We start from the raw sequence: 18,718 nt of genomic DNA, 5'->3' as shown, positions 1-18,718 counted from the left end.
GTGAAACAGTACCTGAAACCGGATGCCTACAAGCAGTGGGAGGGTCCTTGAGACCTGACCGCGTACCTCTTGCATAATGGGTCTGTGACTTAGTGTATCAAGCAAGCTTAAGCCGTTAGGTGTAGGCGCAGCGAAAGCGAGTCTGAATAGGGCGCCATAGTTTGATGCATTAGACCCGAAACCCGGCGATCTATGCATGACCAGGTTGAAGGTGCGGTAACACGCACTGGAGGACCGAACCGTTTAATGTTGAAAAATTATCGGATGAGTTGTGCTTAGGGGTGAAAGGCCAATCAAGCCGGGAAATAGCTGGTTCTCCGCGAAATCTATTGAGGTAGAGCGTCGAATATTTGCCGTTGGGGGTAGAGCACTGGATGGATGCGGGGGTCGCGAGATCTACCAATTCTAACCAAACTCCGAATACCAACGAGTCTAGTTCGGCAGACAGACGGCGGGTGCTAAGGTCCGTCGTCAAAAGGGAAACAGCCCTAACCTACAGCTAAGGTCCCCAAGTCATCACTAAGTGGGAAAGCATGTGGGATTTCCAAAACAACCAGGAGGTTGGCTTAGAAGCAGCCATCCTTTAAAGAAAGCGTAACAGCTCACTGGTCTAAATAAGAGATCCTGCGGCGAAGATGTAACGGGGCTAAAGTGATGCACCGAAGCTTAGGGTTCAGTCTTTGACTGAGCGGTAGCGGAGCGTTCCGTAGGCCGTTGAAGCGGAAGGGTAACCGACCGTGGAGGTATCGGAAGTGCGAATGCAGACATGAGTAGCGATTAAGAGGGTGAGATGCCCTCTCGCCGAAATTCCAAGGGTTCCTGCTTAAAGCTAATCTGAGCAGGGTAAGCCGGCCCCTAAGACGAGCCCGAAGGGGGTAGTCGATGGGAACCACGTTAATATTCGTGGGCCTGGTGGTGTGTGACGGATGCCGTAAATTGTTCGGGCTTATTGGATTGCTCCGGGCAGTGAAGGGGTCCCAGGAAATAGCCCCACCGTATAGACCGTACCCTAAACCGACACAGGTGGAATGGTAGAGTATACCAAGGCGTTTGAGAGAAGTATCCTGAAGGAACTCGGCAAATTGCCTCCGTACCTTCGGAAGAAGGAGGCCCCATCTTAAGGCAACTTTTGATGGGGGGCACAGGCCAGGGGGTAGCGACTGTTTAGCAAAAACACAGGGCTCTGCTAAGTCGGCTTCAAGACGACGTATAGGGCCTGACGCCTGCCCGGTGCCTGAAGGTTAAGAGGAGGAGTGCAAGCTCTGAATTGAAGCCCAGGTAAACGGCGGCCGTAACTATAACGGTCCTAAGGTAGCGAAATTCCTTGTCGGGTAAGTTCCGACCTGCACGAATGGCGTAACGACTTCCCCACTGTCTCCAGGATATGCTCAGCGAAATTGAATTCTCCGTGAAGATGCGGAGTACCCGCGGTTAGACGGAAAGACCCCGTGCACCTTTACTGCAGCTTCAGAGTGGCATTAGGAAAGAACTGTGTAGCATAGGTGGGAGGCTTTGAAGCATTGACGCCAGTTGATGTGGAGCCATAGGTGAAATACCACCCTGTTGTTTTCTGATGTCTAACCTCGCACCGTTATCCGGTGCAGGGACCCTCTGTGGCGGGTAGTTTGACTGGGGCGGTCGCCTCCTAAAGAGTAACGGAGGCGCGCGATGGTGGGCTCAGGACGGTTGGAAACCGTCTGTTAGAGTGCAATGGCATAAGCCCGCCTGACTGCGAGACTGACAAGTCGAGCAGAGACGAAAGTCGGTCATAGTGATCCGGTGGTCCCTCGTGGAAGGGCCATCGCTCAACGGATAAAAGGTACGCCGGGGATAACAGGCTGATGATTCCCAAGAGCTCATATCGACGGAATCGTTTGGCACCTCGATGTCGGCTCATCACATCCTGGGGCTGGAGCAGGTCCCAAGGGTTTGGCTGTTCGCCAATTAAAGTGGTACGTGAGCTGGGTTCAGAACGTCGCGAGACAGTTTGGTCCCTATCTGCCGTGGGCGTCGAAATTTGAGAGGAGTTGACCCTAGTACGAGAGGACCGGGTTGAACATACCTCTGGTGTACCTGTCGTCACGCCAGTGGCGCAGCAGGGTAGCTATGTATGGACGGGATAACCGCTGAAAGCATCTAAGCGGGAAGCCTCCCTCAAGATAAGATTTCATCGAGCCGTCGTAGACCACGACGTTGATAGGCTGGATGTGGAAGTGCGGTAACGCATGGAGCTAACCAGTCCTAATTGCTTTGTTCGCGCTTAAGAGTCCCACCATCAACGACAATGCTGGAAACAGCCAAGGCGCTGATGGCGTGGTTTTAAGCCAGCCCAGATATACGAACATACAAACTCCAAAATTGTGCACGGTATCGATTAAAAACCCGCAGTTATGCGCCTGCTTCATTGCTTGGTGACCATAGCGTCTGTGACCCACCCGATCCCATCCCGAACTCGGCCGTGAAACCAGTCTGCGCCGATGGTACTATTGCTCAAGCACTGGAAGAGTAGGGCGTCGCCAGGCATTGAAGCACGCGCATAGCAACGGATCAAAAACCCATCACAATGTTACAAAACAGGGCGGCCCGCAAAGCCGCCCTTTTTGCATGTCAGGGCCACACAAAAGCCCAGTGTCGCGGGATGGAGCAGCCCGGTAGCTCGTCAGGCTCATAACCTGAAGGTCGTAGGTTCAAATCCTACTCCCGCAACCACATACTAAAAGACCAAACCGTCTCGGAGCATTCCGCGGCGGTTTTTTTATGTCTTTTCTGGCGGATTTGCGCCGTTTCTTGGGGATGCAGCGCCTCCCATCGGATCGCGCCTGATGCCAGGACGTCGATTTGCTTTTGGGGGTGTTTTGGAGGGTAATGCGTAAGCGGGGCCGCGACCCCACCTTGCGGGGCTGAAGTACAGCGCCGAGTCTCAGCGCCCTGATCGGATGGAGGGCGCTGGTGCTATGACGATGCCATGTGATGATGGTGGCACTAGCCGGGTAACCCGCTTCGAAGTGTTCACTGGTGCGGGGCGGCGGCGGGATTGGCCGCCGGAGGTCAAGGCTTCGATCCTGGCCGAGAGCTTTTCCGGACAGGAGACGGTCTGCTCGGTTGCGCGGCGGCATGGCATGAGCCCGTCCCAGCTGTTCACCTGGCGCCGACAGCTCCGCAAGCAGTTGGAGAGCCAGGGCGCGGCCGTGCCGGCTTTTGTTCCCGCCGTCGTCGATGCCGTTGCCGCGGAGGAGTTCCCGCCTGCGATCCAGCGGCCAAAGAAGCGACGGCGCTCGAAGGCGAGCGCAGTGGAACTGGAGATCGACGGCGTTGCGGTGAAGATCAGCCGCGGCGCCGATGCCGGGGTGATTGCCGCGGTGATCGAAGCGCTCCGGGTTACCCGATGATCGGACCCGGCGCAGGTGCCAAGGTCATGGTGGCCACACGCCCGGTCGATTTCCGCAAGGGACCCGACGCGTTGGCCGCGCTGGTCGGTGTCGAGTACGGCGGTGATCCTTATTCTGGCGTAATCTACGTGTTCCGGGCCAAGCGCAGTGATCGGATCAAGCTCGTCTGGTGGGATGGCACAGGGCTGTGTCTGATGGCCAAGAGGCTGGAATCCAGCGGGTTCAAGTGGCCGGCCATCCAGGACGGCGTGATACGCCTGACGGCGGCGCAGTTGGGCGCCTTGCTCGAGGGTCTGGACTGGCGCCGTGTGCATGGCGGACGCCGCCCGATCGCCCCGCAGATTGCCGGTTGACGATGGCCCCTCCTACTGATTCACTCCTTCCATGCTCATGGAAGCGGACCTCCCCACCGACGTCGAAGCGCTCCGCGCGCTCGTCCTCGAGCAGGCCCGCGAGCTTGATGTTCTGAAGGTTTTCCAGGCCGAGGTTGAACGCCTGAAGGCGATCATCGAGGCCCTGCAGCGGCACCGGTTTGGCCGCCGTTCCGAGCAACTCGATCCCGATCAGTTCGAGCTTGCCCTGGAAGAGGTCGAGATGGCCTTGGCCCAAGCCCAGCACGCCGTGGACAAGGCGAGCCGGGCATCGGCGGATCGCCCGCGCAAGGTCAACCGCGGCTCGTTGCCGGCCCATCTCGAGCGGATCGAGCAGGTCGTCGATGTCGAGGACAAGGCCTGCCCCTGCTGCGGCGGCGCGCTCCACCAGATCGGTGAAGACGTGGCTGAGCGTCTTGACGTGGTGCCCACCACCTTCCGCGTCCTGGTCACGCGCCGTCCGCGCTATGGCTGCCGGTCATGCGAGGGCGCGATCGTCCAGGCACCGGCTCCGGCGCGGATCGTCGAGGGCGGCATCCCCACCGAGGCGCTGATCGCGCAGGTGCTTGTCGCCAAGTACGCCGATCACCTTCCGCTATACCGGCAGGCCCAGATCTACGCCCGGCAAGGTGTCCAACTCGACCGCTCGACCCTGGCGGACTGGGTCGGCCGGGCAGCCTGGTATCTGCGTCCCTTGCGCGATCACATTCTCGAGCGATTGCGACGATCCGGGCGGCTGTTCGCCGATGAAACCACGGCGCCGGTGCTCGATCCAGGGCGTGGTCGGACCAAGACGGGCCAGCTCTGGGCCTATGCTCGCGACGATCGACCATGGGGCGGCGAAGATCCGCCGATGATGGCCTACGTCTATGCCGCTGACCGCAAGGGTGAGCGGGCCGAAGCCCATCTCGGTGACTTCGTCGGCATCCTGCAGGTCGATGGCTTTGGCGGCTACGCTGCTCTGGCCAAACGCCGGCAGCAAGTGAGCTTGGCCTTCTGCTGGGCGCACGTGCGGCGCAAGTTCTACGAACTGGCCGACAGTTCGCCGGTCGCGACCGAGGTGCTGCGCCGGATCGCAATGCTCTACGCGATCGAGGAAGAGGTTCGCGGCACCTCGGCGGAGCAGCGCCGCACCGTGCGCGCCGAACAGGGGCGCGTCATCGTGGATGACCTGCACATCTACCTCGAGGCACGACTTCGTCAGGTTAGCGCCAAGAGCAAGCTCGCCGATGCCATCCGCTACGCGCTCACTCGCTGGTCCGGGCTGTCGCTGTTCCTCGACGACGGCCTCATCGAGCTGGATTCCAACACCGTCGAGCGATCAATCCGTCCGCTGGCCCTCAATCGCAAGAACGCCCTCTTCGCAGGCTCTGACGAAGGCGGCGACAACTGGGCGGTCATCGCCACGCTGATCGAGAACTGCAAGATCTCAGGCATCAACCCGCATGCCTGGCTCGCCGAGACCCTCTCCAGGCTCGCCGCAGGTCATCCCGCCAATGCCGTCGGTGAACTCATGCCTTGGACCGCCGTGGCCTGAGCACAGCGCTTACGGTAATGCCTGTGCCCAGCAGGAGATACCCCCTATGCCGCTCAAGGAACTCGAGGTTCGCTACGCCAGCCGGCGATCGAAGGATTACAAGCTTGGCGATGGCGGTGGTCTCTATCTGCTTGTCCGCCCGACTGGCTCACGCCTCTGGCGCATGAAATATCGGTTTGACGGCAAGGAGAAGCTGCTCTCCTTCGGTCGCTACCCGGAGGTTACGCTTGCTGAGGCGCGGCTGCGCCGCGCTGAGGCCAAACTTGCTCTTGCGCGGGGCGATGATCCCGGCCCCAAGGCTGCATCTCCTGTGACGAGCTTTGAGGCGGCTGCACGGGCCTGGCATGGGAACCGGGCGAGCGGGCTGGAGCCGGGGCATGCGGCACGCATATTGTCGCGTCTGGAGCGCGATGTGTTCCCGTCGCTCGGGCAGCACGATCTCAAGGACATCACTGCTGGCGATGTGCTGACGATGTTGCGGGCGGTCGAGGCGCGCGGCGCGCTCGATGTCAGCCGCCGGCTGCGCCAGCATGTGAGCCAGGTCTATCTCTTTGCCATTCCGCAGGGCTGGGCCGCCCATGATCCTGCTGCCGGGCTTGCTACCTTGCTGCGGCCCAAGCCTCGGGTCCGGCATATGGCGCGGGTTGGGGCAGGGGAGTTGCCGGCGCTTGTTCGGGCGATCGACGCTTATGACGGCGATGAGAATCCCCGGCGGCGTGCGGTCACGCGCGATGCGCTCTTGTTCACGCTGCTGACCTGGGCGCGGACCAATGAAACCCGCTATGCGACATGGGAGGAGTTTGAGGGGCTGGATGGCCCTGATCCCATCTGGCGGGTGCCGGCCGAGCGGATGAAGATGGGGCGTGAGCATATCGTGCCGCTTTCGCGGCAGGCGGTCGGGTTGCTGGAGAGTGTGCGGGTTTACAGCCGGGGCCCCTATGTCTTTGCTGGCGACAAGCCTGAACTCCCCATATCGCAGAACACGATGATCTATGGCTGCTACCGCATGGGCTATCGTGGCCGTCAGACGGTGCATGGGTTCCGAGGCCTTGCCTCGACCTGGGCCAATGAAGCGGAATGCTATCGGCCAGACTGGATCGAGGTGGCGCTAGCCCATGCCGATCGTGATGATGTGCGTGGGGCCTATAACAGCGCCCTCTACCTTACGCCGCGTCGGCGGATGCTGCAGGCGTGGGCTGACCATGTGCTCGGCATGATCGTGGCGCCGCAGGAGGTGCTGGTCGCGTGACAACTGGGTTATGCGGGGATCGGCTCTGCCGGTCCACGCATAGCTGTCCTTAGGCCGGTTCGGCGACCTTCGTCTTGCGCGAGGTGCGGGCCGGCTTGGCTGCGGCTTCCGCGCGCGGCTTGCGGCCGAGGCCGATCTTGTGAGCCAGTTCCTTGCGCTGCGCGGTATAGTTGGGCGCGACCATCGGATAATCCGCGGGCAAGCCCCACTTGGCGCGATAGTCCGCCGGGGTCATCTGGTAATGGGTCATCAGGTGACGCTTGAGCATCTTGAGCTTCTTCCCGTCTTCCAGGCAGACAATATAGTCCGGCTTGATCGACGCGCGCACCGAAACCGCAGGCTCGGGCTTCACTTCTTCAGCAACCGCAGGTTCGCTCAGGCTGGCGAGAGCGCCATGCACATTGGCGATCAGGCCAGGAAGATCATTGATCCCAACGCTGTTGTTGCTGACATGGGCAGCGACAATATCGGCGGTGAGCGTGATGAGCGTTTCTTCAGCGGACATTTTTATCCCTTCTCTATGGCGACCAGTTATTTTTGCTAAATGGCAGAAGGGAGATCGGATTAACAGTGTGCGTTCGATGAACTATTGCTCATGTTCGTTCGTCATCCTTGGATGATGCGGCAAAGATTCTCGCTCATCATTGGCGCCCTGGTGGTCGGCGCAGCCGGTGGCGTGGTTCTCCGCGACCCGGCACCGACCGCGCGGTCTGAGGGGGTTTCGTGGTCTTATCGAAACTGCAGCGAGGCTCGTGCAGCAGGGGATGCGCCGCTCCAGCGCGATCAACCAGGTTATGGCGCGCACTTGGACCGCGATGGCGATGGAATCGCATGCGAGCCTTATACCAAGCGCTGAGCGGTCGGACGCCTAACGACCAATTTTCCGCTGTTCCCAATAGCGCCCCATCACCCTGATACTTGCCGTTGCGAACCATCCGTCCATCGAGCAGATTGCCAACATGGAAATCTCTATCATCTTCGACACCGAGTTTCAGGGGCAGGCGGAAGGAGCGGTCTGGATCATTCAAAGCGACGAAAACCGCCGATGGTTTGATAGGCAGTCCGATCTTGATGCTGGAAGCGCCATATTCTTCCCGGAGGGTGGGGAGATCGGGCGCGATGCGATACTGCGGTCCATCTGGAACGTTCAGGAGCATTACCCAGATTGGTCACGGATCAACGTCTATGGCACGGTCTTGACCCAAGAGTTGGTCAGCGAACTCCGTGATGAGGGGGACGCGATGGAGATGGAGAACGGGTTCGCACTCGTCTGCGCATAGTCCGCTTGTTCACCGAAACGATCCAAAAGCCGACATTCCGCTTTCCACCCTCGATCGCCGCCCACTGAGCCGATCGGTGCTCGTCGTTCCCGATAGCGGTCGGTCTGCTCTGAGCGGAAAAGCTGCCCAGCGCGAAGCGACCTTATGAGACGCTCAGCGATCGAAGCTCGCTCCCTTGTTGCAGATCGTCCGGTTTGGCAGTCCACTACCACTTCACGCCATTCACTGGTCGGGCAGTCAACGGCTGCTTCTGCTCAAATCTGCGTCAGAGGTCCGAAAATGTTTCTAGTTTTTTCGCGGAAAGGGTCGTGCCCTTTGGAAATTCCAGGGCTAGGCACCGCGCAAGGTCGCCGAGTGCGTCGCTACGATCGCGCAAGTGATGGACCAGCCAGGCGATGGCCTCGCGTGCACCGGGGTGTCTTGCCTTGTGGCCGCTGACCTCACGCCCGCTCAAGGCAGCGGTCCAGCCTTTGCTGGCGGCGGCGACATCGATCTGTTCCAATATCGTCTCGAACCCGCTCGGGGCCACCTGACGGCACACGCGCAAAAACAGTAGGCCCCGTTCGAAATAGGTCGGGCTTTCCTGCGACAATGCCGCAGCAATCGCGCTGAGATGTGGCTCCAGCAATACCCCAACGTGTTCGGGCCGCCGTTTGTGAAAGTCCGCGAGAATGCCGGCGCGCAGCGGCCAGTCGTTGGAATCGCCTGCAAGCGCGATATGCGCACCGCGTTCGATCTGGCGCAACGCGGCATCGGGCGCGATATAGGCAAGACTTGAGTCCAATTCGGCCATTTCTTCAAGATGCCGGTCGATCATGTCCGCCACGCGGGCCCGACCGACCGGGTCGCAATAAAATTGGCAGAGCAGTGAGATTGCGTCGTGCGGTAGGTGGCCCCAATCGGCTCCCAATTTCCGATCGAACTGGTCCCAATTGATCGCGGCCACCGTCGCGGCGAAAAGTTCCGGCGCCGCTTTGTGAACAACGTTGAGTATGCCTGCCACATCGCGGAACTGCCGTACGGACGCCTGTTCCAGCGCACGCGCGAGGTCCCCCGGTCTCCATTGGCGGCAGAGCCGGCCACATGCTTTACGCATCTCCGCAGTGGGCGCCAATTTCCCCTTATAGACCTGCAACGGATCGTAGATGCGCAGGCCGTTCCAGAATAAATCCTCGAGCTCATCGAATGTGTCGACCGGATCGGCCCGCATGCGCCCGCCGATCGCCGGCCCGAGCGCATCAACCAGTTGTAGACCAAAGGTGCATTCAAGGTGCAGCAGATGCTCGCAGAACCAAGCCGATCGATACAACGGGCTTTCGGCTGGCCAGTTCGAGGCCAGAACTAGGCACTTCTTGCGATCGATACGTGCCAGATATCGTGCTTTCCACTCCGGGGTAAGCGCTCTGAACGCTTGGGTAATCATCTTGGCAATCTCGCTCGCGAAATCGGCCGTTTCAGGGCGAAGCGCATCGTTCAGCCGGTCGGCAATCGCCTCAGGGTCCGATGCCCGCACGATCGCCCGACCGTATCTGACATTGCGGTAAGTGCCGTTGAGGTAACTGCCGACCGCATAGGCCATGCCAGGCTGCGGCGCGCTGAACCACTTTGCGATGGTTATGACTGCGGTCCGACCGGGGCGCTTGATCGCATCGGGCAGGTAGGAATCGATTTCACGTACCGCGCGCGCGGCGGCCGCAATGTCGTCAGCGCTCTCGGCAGACCAGCAGCGTTCGAGGAAAGGCATCAGGGCAGGTTCGTCGATCAGGCGCGACCACCGCGCTCCACTTCCGCTCATGCGAAACTCGCTGAGCAACAGGCCCAGCCCCGCAAGCGTCATCGCCGGATCGGCAAGCGTCTGGGCCATCATCCTCGCGATCTGGCGGCGACCATCTGCATCCTGGTGTTCGAGCAGCGGATCGAACACCTTTGCTGAGAAGCGCTGGTGCGGGCATCTCAAATCGGTGGCGGCAACGACGATCCGCTGCTCGACCAGCCAAGTAATGGCGGCCTCGGCCTCGTCGGCCGCGAACCCGGCCGCTACGAACATCGGGCGCAGGTGCTGCGCGGAGGCGCGTGCATCGCGCGTGGCTAGCTGGCGAATGGCGATCGCGCCCAGAACTAGGTCGGCCTTGGCTGCGCGCGCCGAGGCGACAACAGAATGAACGCGGCGCCAGCCGCCACTGAGGATGAAGCAGAATTGCCAAGGGAAGTCGGCACTTGCTGCAGTGTTAAGCCGTGCCTCGAGCGTTTCCTGCCCGACCCCTTCGCCGACCCAATCATCAACGAGGCGAACGGCGGCGAGCGTTTCATCGCGGCGACGGCGAAGGTCATCGGCGATAACACCAACGGCGCGCTTGGCATCGAGATGGATTGTGCCGGGTGAACGTCCAATCTTATGGGATGTCGTAAACGCTGAGAGCAGCAACTTTGACGGCGTTGCGGCCTGCTCGGCGAGGACGAGCGCATGCTCGGCCGTCAGATGCGCGTCGTCGATCAAATGGACGGTCGGCACGTCATCTTGGGTGAGCGTGACCGTGTCGGTCCGGGGATCGCGCAAACGGACGACGCGGAATCCTTTGCCCGCGAAGTGCTCTGCCGCCTGGAGCGCACACACTGATTTGCCCGCCCCCGGCACGCCCGCCAGCCGCGCCGAGTAGCCGTTGGCAAGTTCAGCCTCGAGTACGCGGGCCTCGGGCAGCCGTGGACATAGGCCGACATCGGCCGCGCCGAGGGCCCGACCGAGCAATGCGGGGCCAAGGCCGCGCGACGTTTCAAAGGAAATTTGCGCCCAAGAGCTGCACCCGCCGGTGCCCTCGTGTTGCGGCTGCTGGGTCTTACCGAGCAAGAACGGCAAGAGTTCGTCGCGGCGCGGGAGAGCGCGCACTGCGGCAAGCAACGCGCTCATATGGTCACCGTGCTCCGGATAGAACTGCTCGATGACGGCTGGGTGATCGCCCATCAACGCAATGAGCGATTCCCATCCTAGCACCGCAACGGGAAATCTGCCGGCCGCCACGCGCTCCTGCGACCGGAGGCGGGCATGCTCCTGCAATGTGGCGTCGTTCGGCGCGGTCGTGGCTAGGATCCACAATCGCGGGGCAGGCTGGAAACGCTCTGCCTTTGCGAGTTCAGTATCGAATTCGGACTGCGTTACTTTCCCGTGATAATTGATATCCTTGCCTTTGCACTGGACACAACGCGTCCCGGACCGCGCGCCGTGGCTCTCGCCCCAAATATCGACGCCATGTTGTGGCTGCCCAGATCGGCCGTTCTTCTGTGCATAGGGGTCGTTCCATACTGCAGAGAAGAGTGCGCGGCACAAATCCTCAAAGCGACTCCAATCCTTGGGCGGTGCAATCTGCTTAGCAGTGAACTCCATCAGAACAGCTAAACCATACGCACGGCGTACGTCGAGCAATGATCGGCCTTACCAGAAGCGGCGCCGACTATTAACAACGGAATCCTGCAAAATATGGAGGATGACGGGCTTACGCAGCCGCTCCATCTTTACCGTCCTGCCGCCAAATTTCGGCGCTCAGGTCCGGGCCGGCAGCTATCCCGGCAGGTGTCGACCAGATCAGGTCATTCAATCTACCTGCCGCGAACGTCTTTTATTGATGGAATCTGTCAATCAAAAGGCGCGCGAAGCGATCGTCAGAATACAGTCGCGGCATTGCTGATGGAGAACATGCGCAAGCGAAACTACACCGATCTGGGTGTTCGTCGCGACATCGACCGTCATCGCGACGAGTCGCTCGAGCGCGGCAAGTAAGAAAGCGACTACCGCGAACGCCGAGCCCGTCGGCCGACGAGTACACGGATCAGCGACAACGCCATTCGTTCGATGTTTGCTAGTCTGACCCCCCGGGGCGCTAGACCAGGTCGGACTTGTCGCCGAGCCCTCGACCGATCACGGCTGCACGGTCTGGCGCCGCCAACTCTCGATAGCCTTGGTTAAATCGCTGGCACAGGTCGCGCCTGCCCAGCAGTCCCAGAAATCGATCGTGCCGGACAGCGGTTCGTTGCGCGGCATGGCGATCCTTATCCTAGTTGGCAGTAGAATGGCGTCGCCCACGACGAGGGCTTCGCCCGTGTCGAGGATGGGAAGCAGATCGCTGAACCCGCCCAAGCTGTCGGGTAGGAGCCGGCGAACTACGGCCTGATCGTCGCCGTTGGTGAGCCGCATGGCGATGAGGTTGCTGCACTGGCTGACGACGGTGCGGCTGACTTCAGACGGGCGCTGGCTGATGACTACGAGGCCAACGCCGTATTTTCGGCCTTCCTTGGCAATCCGTTCGAAGACCGCGATGGCATTCTCCATCGCGCCGCCGTCATGATGCTCGGGAATGTAGAGGTGCGCCTCGTCGCAGAACAGGGCAATCGGGTGGCGGCTGCCGCTCGGAATCCATTGCTGCACTGAAAAAGCGAGACGGGCGACCATACCGACGATTAGCGGTAGGACATCGGACGGGACTTCGGAGAAATCAATGATCTTTACGCCGCCTTTGGCGCTTTTCGCGGACCGGCCGCCGAGCAGGACCGCGACGATGCGGTCGAGCCAGGCATAATCCAGGGTTGCGCCGGCGGCGGGGAATAGGAAGCCCAAGCGCCGGTCGCCTCGTTTGTTGTCGAGGCGCTGGATCAGCCTGGAGAGCTTGCCATTGAACTCGCCCATCTTCTCGGTGCCGGCCTTGGCGCCCGGAACCATTTCCTGATTGAGATCACTGAGGTTGCCGAGAACTCGCTCAATGTCGAACGGCACTGGGCTGTCGATCGTGAAATTGGCGAGAACGGCGCCGTGACCGCCATCGCGCAGAAACGCCCTTTTCGCCTCGGTGATCGCGCGCGACATGATCATCGCCTGGTTCGGGGCATTGGTGTCGGATCGGTCTACGAACATCGAGACTAAGGCTTCGTATGCCATCAGCCAGTAGGGCAGATGGAGGACGCCTTCTTCCAAGCCGCGCCCGGCTTCTATGTCGGCGGGCCCGGCAACTCGAAAATGCTCAAAGCCATCGCCCTCCATTGAGCGATACTCACCGTGAATGTCGAAGACGATGGCATTGCCGCTATCGAGCTCGGCGATCTGCTCGAGCAGGCGCGCCGTGGTCCACGACTTGCCCGAGCCGGTGCTGCCGACCACGAGCGCATGCCTCTGGAAAAGCTTGTTGCCGTTGACGTAGGCTTCGGCAGCCGTGTCGAGTGTGTAGTTGCCGAGCGAGAGATGCTGGCCGTCACCCGAGACTGCGGAGATCACACGCATAAATTTGGTCAGCCGCTCGCCTTCGAGCGTGAAGCAGTTGGCATCGATTTCCGGGACTGTTTCGAGGGTGCGCCTAAAGACGTTGTCGCGCTGGCCAAGGCGAGCGATCATTGTGCCGATCAGTGCGATGCGCACGAGGTTGACCTCGGGGAACGCCTGCTCGGCAAGACCTTCTCCCTCCGCGTGGCTGCGGGCTTCGACGGCCGTGCGGGTGATCTTCTGGATGATGCCGATGAGGTGCTGGCCGGCCCGACTGCTTTGCAGGGCGACGAGGCGATTGACCTGCAATGCGCGCATCGATTCGATATCGGCCACCTTCACGACGACAGTCGCGGTGTCGACCGACTGGACCTGCCCCAGTGCATCGGTGTCGTCATAGTCGAGAAAGCTCACGCAGCAGCCCCCAAAGTCAAATCGAGAAAGTCAGGAAGCGTCCAGACGGGTTTGGTGGCAAGCGCCACGCCGCCGGGCGCGTCGTGGGTAAAGGCGCGCGCACCGCCAGCGCCGTCATCCTCGATGGCAAGATACTTGCGGCAGCGCCCGCCGCCCAGGAACGCCTTGGCGGTATCGGACAAGGATTTAGTGATGACGACGATGGGAGTAGCATCACGATCGCAGCGCTCGACGAGCTTTTCCTGCACGTGGGGATCGTTGAACCCGTAGCCGACGCAGAAGTAGGAGCGCGCCGTCTCGAGCGCGGCGTCACTACAGCTGAAGATCGTGCGGAACGGTTAGGTATGGGTGAGACGATACTTGTCGATGCCCGGTGTGATCATAAGCGGCGAGAAGCCCGGGGGCGTGTCGCGGCCCACGCGAACGCCGACGATCTGACCCTGGCCGTTGTGGAACCAGTCGAGCGAGCCGTGTACTTTCCAGACCCGCACGACGCGTGACGGATCGCCTGGCGCCGCTGCTCCTCTTGTGCGGCTGCTCTTCGGCCTCGACTGCAGGTATCCCGGGGTGAAGCCGGTATGGTGAAGGAAATCCCCGGCGTCGGCGGCATATTCGGCGAGGCGGTCGTAATTGGGCGTAACGACATCGATCGTGTGGTGGATGCTCGCGAAGAGGTGACGAAATAGCCGGGTCAGCGGCAGCGCGCGGCGGTCGTTCAGCACGTCCAGGAAGACGCGTTCGTCGTGCGGAAGAAGCAGGGCACGGGTAGCTTCGGCGACATGCGCCGTCTGTCGGTCGGTCATCCGCACGGCTTGAAGCGCGGTCTCGAGATCGGTGCCGGCAGCTAGGGCATCGACGAACCGCTGCCATTCGGCACTTTCTTCGGCTTGCCATTCGGTCGGAACGGCAAGGCCGCGCAAATGGTCGGCCAGCGGCCACATGCCCGGCAATCCTTGCGCTGCGGAAGCACCACTTCCAAGGATGATCACTGGCGTTAGAGCGAGAGCAGCTTGCGCAAACTCAGTAATCTTATCGAAATCGGATATCGTCGGCACCAACTCTCTCTTTCGAGCCCGTAGTCTATTACAAACGTTGTCGAATTTTGAGCGCCTACTCAAGAGCAAATGGGGGATTTACACAAGAACAAGGTGACGCTGAATCCAACCCAAGACTAAAGGATCGATAGATCGTGTACCTGAACAAAGGGCAGGTTTTCGAGGTTGCGGGGTGGAACTCGGTCAGTCGCCATCGTCCCATGGCTTGCAGTTACCGGCCCTACTGAAACCCATGTCACGCAGACAAAAGGAACCCCGCCGGAGAAATCTCAACGGCGGGGCCATAGTTCAGGGAGGTGCCGCTCCAAGGGGGGAGGGGAGCGACAGGCTGGATATGGTGCGCATCGATGACTTTACAATGACGATGCCTTCTGCCGCTTGTCCGCATCCTCGACCGTCCAGAACATGGGATTGCGCATCCAGTCATTGATGGCGGATTCGCGCCAACCCATGCAGCGCGTGGCGATGCGGACTTGCTTGGGGAAGGTGCCGGTCTGGACCTTGCGGTAGAGCGTCGCCCGGCTAAGCCCGGTCCGGTCGAGGACCGTGTTGAGCCGAATTATGCGATCGGGTGGCTGAGAGATCATGGTCGTTTTCCATCTCTTGAGTGGTGACATGAGCGCGCCTGATCCTGAGGATTGTCGGGCGGTCGCAGCGCGTCAACCGCCTGAGAATGGGCCGATCCGACCTTGTCTAACCCTGGCAAGCTGAGGCGCACCCAGGCGCAAAAACAGCCATTAAATTAATTTGATGATGTCTGGCCGATGCCTCGCCGGCTCTGCCGGCTGAGACGTTTTGAGCTGATTGATTTGGTGGCTGCGGCGCGCGCGGCGGGCCGCGCGCATAGCATCTGATTCGGGTCGGGGCGGCGCTGCGTGCCGCCATGCGGTCATCGCGCTTCGCGCGATGGCGTTGGCCTCCGGCATCGGACGGGCAAAGGCGGGCGTCGCTTGTCCCTAGCCCCGCCTCGGCGCCCTGCAACCCCGGCTGCGCCGGGGTCCTCCATATTCATTGCGGCCCTGCGGGTGCAGGCCGCCGCTCCCGGCGGCGCTGATGGACCGCTCCTGCCACCCGCCTTCGCCCTTCCGGCGCCGGTTGCGGTGTGAAGAAGGAGTAAGGAACATGGCTCATACGGAACGTCAGAGCATCTATGGCGAAGTCACCTCCCGGATCATCGCGGAACTGGAGGCGGGGCGTCTTCCCTGGGTGAAGCCATGGGACAGCAGCGCCTGTCCCTGCACCATGCCACAGAATGCCGTCACCGGGCGGCGCTATTCAGGCATCAACATTCTGATCCTGTGGGCCACCGTGATCGAGCGCGGCTTTACCGGGCAGCGCTGGCTGACCTATCGGCAAGCCGAGGCGGCGGGCGGCCATGTCCGCAAGGGCGAGAAGGGGAGCGTCATCTGCTATGCGGATCGGTTCATTCCCAAGGCCGAGGAAGAGCGCGCGGGCCAAGAGGATCGCGAGGCCAGGACGATTGCGTTCCTCAAGCGCTTTACCGTCTTCAACGTCGACCAGTGCGAGGGGCTGCCCAAAGAGCTGTCCCATGTGCCTGAGCTGCCTGGGCCACTGGTGTCGATCGCGGAAGCTGACAGCCTGATCCGTAACAGCGGCGCGGACTTCCGCGTCGGCGGCGGCGAGGCTTATTATTCTCCGTCCGGTGATTATGTCGCGGTGCCGCCGCAGGCTGCCTTTCATGAGCCGATCAATTGGTTTCGCACGGCACTTCACGAGATGGGTCATTGGACGGGCCATCGCAGCCGGTTGGCGCGCGATCAGTCGGGCGGGTTCGGCACAGCGCTCTATGCAAAAGAGGAACTGGTCGCCGAGATGGCCAGTGCTTTTACCTGCGCGTCGCTGGGGATCGTGCCCACCGTCCGGCATAGCGACTATATCGGCTCCTGGCTTGCCGTCCTGCGCGAGGATGAGCGGGCGATCTTCAAGGCGGCAAGCGCGGCCAGCAAGGCGGCCGATTATCTCCTGGGCATGGAAGGAGCGGCGGCATGACCGACAAGCTTCCCCTGCGCATGTTCTTGCGGCGCGGGCGCCGCTCGCTCCGCCGCATGACCGCACTTCAGCGCACCATCTTCTTCGATATCCGCATGGAGGATCTCAGCTATGCCCAGCTTGCCCAGCGGCACGGCATCAGCGCCGAGCAGGCCGAGGCAGAATTTGCCGCCGCGCTGCGCATCTTCCTGCGGACCTTGTACGAGCCCGAGCCCTGGTGGCGACGGCTTTCCCATCGTCTATGATCAACCCGCCGCGCCCGATGGCTTGCCATCGGGCGATCGGTCCGACAGGGTGGCTATGCCATGCGTAACGATCTCGATCATCTTCCCGCCGACAAGCAGCGCGAACTGGCGCGCGTCGTGCAGATCATCTTCGAGGAGTTCGAGGACGGGCTCGCGCTCGCCACCCAGGCTTGGCGCAAGAAGGGCCGCATCCAGAAGATCATCCTCTATGGCAGCTATGCCCGTGGCAGCTGGGTCGATGAGCCGCACACTGCCAAGGGCTATAAATCCGACTATGATCTCCTGATCATCGTCAACGACCAGCGGCTGACCGATCGTGTCAAATATTGGCTTGGGGTCGATGAGCGGCTGATGCGCGAATATGGCATCACCGCCACGCTCAAGACCCCGGTCAATTTCATCGTCCACACCCTGCAGGAAGTGAATGATGGCCTTGCCCATGGCCGCTATTTCTTCATGGACGTGGCGAAGGATGGCATCGCCCTTTACGAGAGCGACGACAAGGAACTGCACACGCCAAAGCCCAAGACGCCGGACAAGGCGCTGGCCATGGCGCAGGAATATTTTGAGGAATGGTATCCGAGTTCGCTAGTGTATCTGAATACAGCTCGCGGCTTAATTGAGCAGGGACGAACCAAGGAGCCGGCGTTCATCCTCCACCAATCTGCGGAACGCCTCTATCACTGCGTCCTGCTGGTCTGCACCTTCTACACGCCGCACGTGCATAATCTGGCCTTCCTGCGCACCCAGGCAGAGCGGATCGACCGACGGCTGGCCTATGTCTGGCCAAGCGAGCGCCATATCGATCGGGCGCGGTTCGAGAAGCTCAAGGAAGCCTATGTGAAGGCCCGCTATTCCAAGCATTACAAGATCAGCGAAGCGGAGCTGAGCTGGCTCGGCAAACAGGTCGAGGAACTGGGCCGCGTCGTGCATGAAGTCTGCGCCGAGCGCATCGCCGAATTGAAGCGCACCGCCGGCGTCCCCGCCTGATCATTTGGGCCTGATCATTCAGGCTGTTCGCTTTGCTTTCTGATGGCGTCGGCAATGATCATCGCCAGCGACTCTTCCGCACGGGTGCGGGCCGCCGGATCCTTGGATGCCAGATCCTGCCTGATCCACTGCGGCGCGCGCTCGATCACGGCGAGAATGGCGGCTTGCATCTGTTCACTCATGACTTCGCCTATGCGCGGTCATGGCTGATCAGGCAATGCGTCGGTCGCGAACATGCGCTGCCCCCGTCGGCGCCAGAGCAGCAACAACTGTTCGCGATCATCGGTCCGCAATCGCGCCGCCGCTTCACCAAGCAGCCCGAGCATCACCGCGCGATCATCATCGGTGAGTGTGACCAGCTCAGTCTTCACAACCAGACCGCCAAGCTCGATCAGATGCCGGGTGCGCTCGCGCCGCTTCATCTGCCAGTCCCGCCGATCATGCCGCGCCTGGCTCAGCTGCAGGCGATGGCGCGCGACCGTCACCCGGCGCAGTGCTGCCCGGCTGGTCGCCAGCGCCCGGCCCAGCATCATGCCGCTGTCCTGAAAAGAAGGTCGCGCCCCGCCTGCGCCACGCCTCCCGCCTAGGGGCTTCGGTTGTACTGGCAGCGGCAAGCAATGCGCCGGCCAGTTCCTCTGCGCTCAGCCCATCGGCCCCGGTCGCCATCACCAGTTCACCCAGCTGGCTCTGCTTGCGGGCTTTAAGTTGTCGTGCCTTGTCGGTGAGAGCCTTGAGCTCTGCGTCATAGTCCCGTGGTCTGCGCATGGAATATGGCCTCGCTGTTGGTGTCAGACCCCCGGCGTTATCGACCGTCTCGATCAGTCACAATGCGCTGGAATTTCCTGGGATCTCGTCATCCCGAAACTGATGAAATCTTTTGAGGGCGCGCTTATACGTCGTGCCGACGTGCTGCTTGAGGTGTAAATGGTGGGCCGT

Annotated in this window: 19 protein-coding genes, 1 tRNA gene and 2 rRNA genes (1 of these 22 only partly in view); 13 read left to right on the top strand and 9 right to left on the bottom strand. The window is 61.2% G+C overall.

All coding sequences use genetic code 11. The features are described 5' to 3' along the window. The 7 genes from E5554_RS01940 to E5554_RS01910 form a co-directional block, all read left to right on the top strand. Positions 1 to 2,264, top strand: a 23S ribosomal RNA gene (locus E5554_RS01940) (it extends 528 nt beyond the left edge of the window). Between the two features lie 143 nt (positions 2,265 to 2,407). Continuing rightward, positions 2,408 to 2,522, top strand: a 5S ribosomal RNA gene (gene rrf / locus E5554_RS01935). Positions 2,523 to 2,632: 110 nt separating this feature from the next. After that, positions 2,633 to 2,709 (top strand) — tRNA-Met (locus tag E5554_RS01930). Positions 2,710 to 2,954: 245 nt separating this feature from the next. Further along, positions 2,955 to 3,389, top strand: coding sequence for a transposase (locus tag E5554_RS01925; protein ID WP_136185814.1), 435 nt, complete (start codon positions 2,955 to 2,957; stop codon positions 3,387 to 3,389). Next, positions 3,386 to 3,742: an IS66 family insertion sequence element accessory protein TnpB gene (gene tnpB, locus E5554_RS01920; RefSeq protein ID WP_136185813.1), complete on the top strand. Its 357-nt coding sequence runs from the start codon at positions 3,386 to 3,388 to the stop codon at positions 3,740 to 3,742. Before E5554_RS01925 ends, tnpB begins: the two co-directional genes overlap by 4 nt. Before the next feature lie 31 nt (positions 3,743 to 3,773). After that, complete coding sequence (locus tag E5554_RS01915; protein ID WP_136185812.1) at positions 3,774 to 5,297, top strand: IS66 family transposase; 1,524 nt, start codon at positions 3,774 to 3,776, stop codon at positions 5,295 to 5,297. Between the two features lie 46 nt (positions 5,298 to 5,343). Beyond that, positions 5,344 to 6,546, top strand: coding sequence for an integrase arm-type DNA-binding domain-containing protein (locus E5554_RS01910; protein ID WP_136185811.1), 1,203 nt, complete (start codon positions 5,344 to 5,346; stop codon positions 6,544 to 6,546). A gap of 49 nt (positions 6,547 to 6,595) precedes the next feature. Here the strand turns inward: E5554_RS01910 and E5554_RS01905 are convergent, their stop codons facing one another. After that, positions 6,596 to 7,051, bottom strand: a complete 456-nt coding sequence (locus E5554_RS01905) for a MucR family transcriptional regulator (RefSeq protein ID WP_136185810.1) — start codon at positions 7,049 to 7,051, stop codon at positions 6,596 to 6,598. A 90-nt stretch (positions 7,052 to 7,141) separates the two neighbouring features. On the opposite strand from E5554_RS01905, the gene E5554_RS01900 reads away from it, so the two are divergent. Then, on the top strand, positions 7,142 to 7,402 hold the full coding sequence (locus E5554_RS01900; RefSeq protein WP_168708667.1) for an excalibur calcium-binding domain-containing protein: 261 nt from the start codon (positions 7,142 to 7,144) through the stop codon (positions 7,400 to 7,402). A 103-nt stretch (positions 7,403 to 7,505) separates the two neighbouring features. Continuing rightward, the gene (locus E5554_RS01895) at positions 7,506 to 7,826 is read left to right on the top strand and encodes a hypothetical protein (protein WP_136185809.1); all 321 of its coding nucleotides are present in this window, start codon (positions 7,506 to 7,508) and stop codon (positions 7,824 to 7,826) included. Between the two features lie 265 nt (positions 7,827 to 8,091). Here E5554_RS01895 and E5554_RS01890 read toward each other — a convergent pair whose 3' ends face one another. Next, the gene (locus tag E5554_RS01890; RefSeq protein ID WP_168708666.1) at positions 8,092 to 11,244 is read right to left on the bottom strand and encodes a hypothetical protein; all 3,153 of its coding nucleotides are present in this window, start codon (positions 11,242 to 11,244) and stop codon (positions 8,092 to 8,094) included. Positions 11,245 to 11,298: 54 nt separating this feature from the next. On the opposite strand from E5554_RS01890, the gene E5554_RS01885 reads away from it, so the two are divergent. Beyond that, complete coding sequence (locus E5554_RS01885) at positions 11,299 to 11,598, top strand: hypothetical protein (protein WP_136185807.1); 300 nt, start codon at positions 11,299 to 11,301, stop codon at positions 11,596 to 11,598. Between the two features lie 138 nt (positions 11,599 to 11,736). Here E5554_RS01885 and E5554_RS01880 read toward each other — a convergent pair whose 3' ends face one another. From E5554_RS01880 to E5554_RS01865, 4 genes are all read right to left on the bottom strand, one after another. Beyond that, positions 11,737 to 13,482 carry a DUF87 domain-containing protein gene (locus tag E5554_RS01880; RefSeq protein ID WP_136185806.1) on the bottom strand — a complete coding sequence of 582 codons (1,746 nt, stop codon included), beginning with the start codon at positions 13,480 to 13,482 and terminating at the stop codon, positions 11,737 to 11,739. After that, complete coding sequence (locus E5554_RS01875) at positions 13,479 to 13,730, bottom strand: hypothetical protein (protein WP_136185805.1); 252 nt, start codon at positions 13,728 to 13,730, stop codon at positions 13,479 to 13,481. The genes E5554_RS01880 and E5554_RS01875 overlap by 4 nt, the downstream gene beginning before the upstream one ends. Before the next feature lie 90 nt (positions 13,731 to 13,820). After that, positions 13,821 to 14,423 (bottom strand): hypothetical protein, encoded by a 603-nt coding sequence (locus tag E5554_RS01870; RefSeq protein WP_136185804.1) that lies wholly within the window; start codon positions 14,421 to 14,423, stop codon positions 13,821 to 13,823. 467 nt (positions 14,424 to 14,890) lie between these two features. Beyond that, positions 14,891 to 15,124 carry an AlpA family phage regulatory protein gene (locus E5554_RS01865; RefSeq protein ID WP_136185803.1) on the bottom strand — a complete coding sequence of 78 codons (234 nt, stop codon included), beginning with the start codon at positions 15,122 to 15,124 and terminating at the stop codon, positions 14,891 to 14,893. A 535-nt stretch (positions 15,125 to 15,659) separates the two neighbouring features. On the opposite strand from E5554_RS01865, the gene E5554_RS01860 reads away from it, so the two are divergent. From E5554_RS01860 to E5554_RS01850, 3 genes are read left to right on the top strand one after another with little or no spacing between them, the layout of a single operon-like run. Further along, entirely contained in the window at positions 15,660 to 16,547 is an 888-nt protein-coding gene (locus E5554_RS01860; RefSeq protein WP_136185802.1) for a zincin-like metallopeptidase domain-containing protein, read from the top strand. Next, positions 16,544 to 16,792 (top strand): hypothetical protein, encoded by a 249-nt coding sequence (locus E5554_RS01855; RefSeq protein WP_097383642.1) that lies wholly within the window; start codon positions 16,544 to 16,546, stop codon positions 16,790 to 16,792. Before E5554_RS01860 ends, E5554_RS01855 begins: the two co-directional genes overlap by 4 nt. Positions 16,793 to 16,852: 60 nt before the next feature. Then, the gene (locus E5554_RS01850) at positions 16,853 to 17,782 is read left to right on the top strand and encodes a HEPN domain-containing protein (protein WP_136185801.1); all 930 of its coding nucleotides are present in this window, start codon (positions 16,853 to 16,855) and stop codon (positions 17,780 to 17,782) included. 14 nt (positions 17,783 to 17,796) lie between these two features. On the opposite strand, the gene E5554_RS22915 is transcribed toward E5554_RS01850, so the two are convergent. Genes E5554_RS22915 through E5554_RS01840 form a run of 3 tightly spaced genes read right to left on the bottom strand, consistent with a single transcriptional unit; the run spans position 17,797 to position 18,547 of the window. Beyond that, on the bottom strand, positions 17,797 to 17,964 hold the full coding sequence (locus E5554_RS22915; RefSeq protein ID WP_168708665.1) for a DUF6771 family protein: 168 nt from the start codon (positions 17,962 to 17,964) through the stop codon (positions 17,797 to 17,799). A gap of 18 nt (positions 17,965 to 17,982) precedes the next feature. Then, positions 17,983 to 18,315 (bottom strand): conjugal transfer protein TraD, encoded by a 333-nt coding sequence (locus E5554_RS01845; RefSeq protein WP_247594353.1) that lies wholly within the window; start codon positions 18,313 to 18,315, stop codon positions 17,983 to 17,985. Continuing rightward, positions 18,221 to 18,547: a conjugal transfer protein TraD gene (locus tag E5554_RS01840; RefSeq protein ID WP_136185687.1), complete on the bottom strand. Its 327-nt coding sequence runs from the start codon at positions 18,545 to 18,547 to the stop codon at positions 18,221 to 18,223. Before E5554_RS01840 ends, E5554_RS01845 begins: the two co-directional genes overlap by 95 nt. Positions 18,548 to 18,718: the final 171 nt, after the last annotated feature.

Origin of the sequence: Sphingobium sp. PAMC28499 (assembly GCF_004795815.1) — a bacterium.
GTDB lineage: Bacteria > Pseudomonadota > Alphaproteobacteria > Sphingomonadales > Sphingomonadaceae > Sphingobium > Sphingobium yanoikuyae.
This window is presented reverse-complemented; position numbering and strand designations above follow the sequence as displayed.

Coding starts and splice junctions, on each gene's coding strand:
- E5554_RS01925 (WP_136185814.1), top strand. CDS start 2,955: ATGACGATGCCATGTGATGATGGTGGCACTAGCCGGGTAACCCGCTTC.
- tnpB (WP_136185813.1), top strand. CDS start 3,386: ATGATCGGACCCGGCGCAGGTGCCAAGGTCATGGTGGCCACACGCCCG.
- E5554_RS01915 (WP_136185812.1), top strand. CDS start 3,774: ATGCTCATGGAAGCGGACCTCCCCACCGACGTCGAAGCGCTCCGCGCG.
- E5554_RS01910 (WP_136185811.1), top strand. CDS start 5,344: ATGCCGCTCAAGGAACTCGAGGTTCGCTACGCCAGCCGGCGATCGAAG.
- E5554_RS01905 (WP_136185810.1), bottom strand. CDS start 7,051: ATGTCCGCTGAAGAAACGCTCATCACGCTCACCGCCGATATTGTCGCT.
- E5554_RS01900 (WP_168708667.1), top strand. CDS start 7,142: ATGTTCGTTCGTCATCCTTGGATGATGCGGCAAAGATTCTCGCTCATC.
- E5554_RS01895 (WP_136185809.1), top strand. CDS start 7,506: ATGGAAATCTCTATCATCTTCGACACCGAGTTTCAGGGGCAGGCGGAA.
- E5554_RS01885 (WP_136185807.1), top strand. CDS start 11,299: ATGGAGGATGACGGGCTTACGCAGCCGCTCCATCTTTACCGTCCTGCC.
- E5554_RS01870 (WP_136185804.1), bottom strand. CDS start 14,423: ATGTGGCCGCTGGCCGACCATTTGCGCGGCCTTGCCGTTCCGACCGAA.
- E5554_RS01865 (WP_136185803.1), bottom strand. CDS start 15,124: ATGATCTCTCAGCCACCCGATCGCATAATTCGGCTCAACACGGTCCTC.
- E5554_RS01860 (WP_136185802.1), top strand. CDS start 15,660: ATGGCTCATACGGAACGTCAGAGCATCTATGGCGAAGTCACCTCCCGG.
- E5554_RS01855 (WP_097383642.1), top strand. CDS start 16,544: ATGACCGACAAGCTTCCCCTGCGCATGTTCTTGCGGCGCGGGCGCCGC.
- E5554_RS01850 (WP_136185801.1), top strand. CDS start 16,853: ATGCGTAACGATCTCGATCATCTTCCCGCCGACAAGCAGCGCGAACTG.
- E5554_RS22915 (WP_168708665.1), bottom strand. CDS start 17,964: ATGAGTGAACAGATGCAAGCCGCCATTCTCGCCGTGATCGAGCGCGCG.
- E5554_RS01845 (WP_247594353.1), bottom strand. CDS start 18,315: ATGATGCTGGGCCGGGCGCTGGCGACCAGCCGGGCAGCACTGCGCCGG.
- E5554_RS01840 (WP_136185687.1), bottom strand. CDS start 18,547: ATGCGCAGACCACGGGACTATGACGCAGAGCTCAAGGCTCTCACCGAC.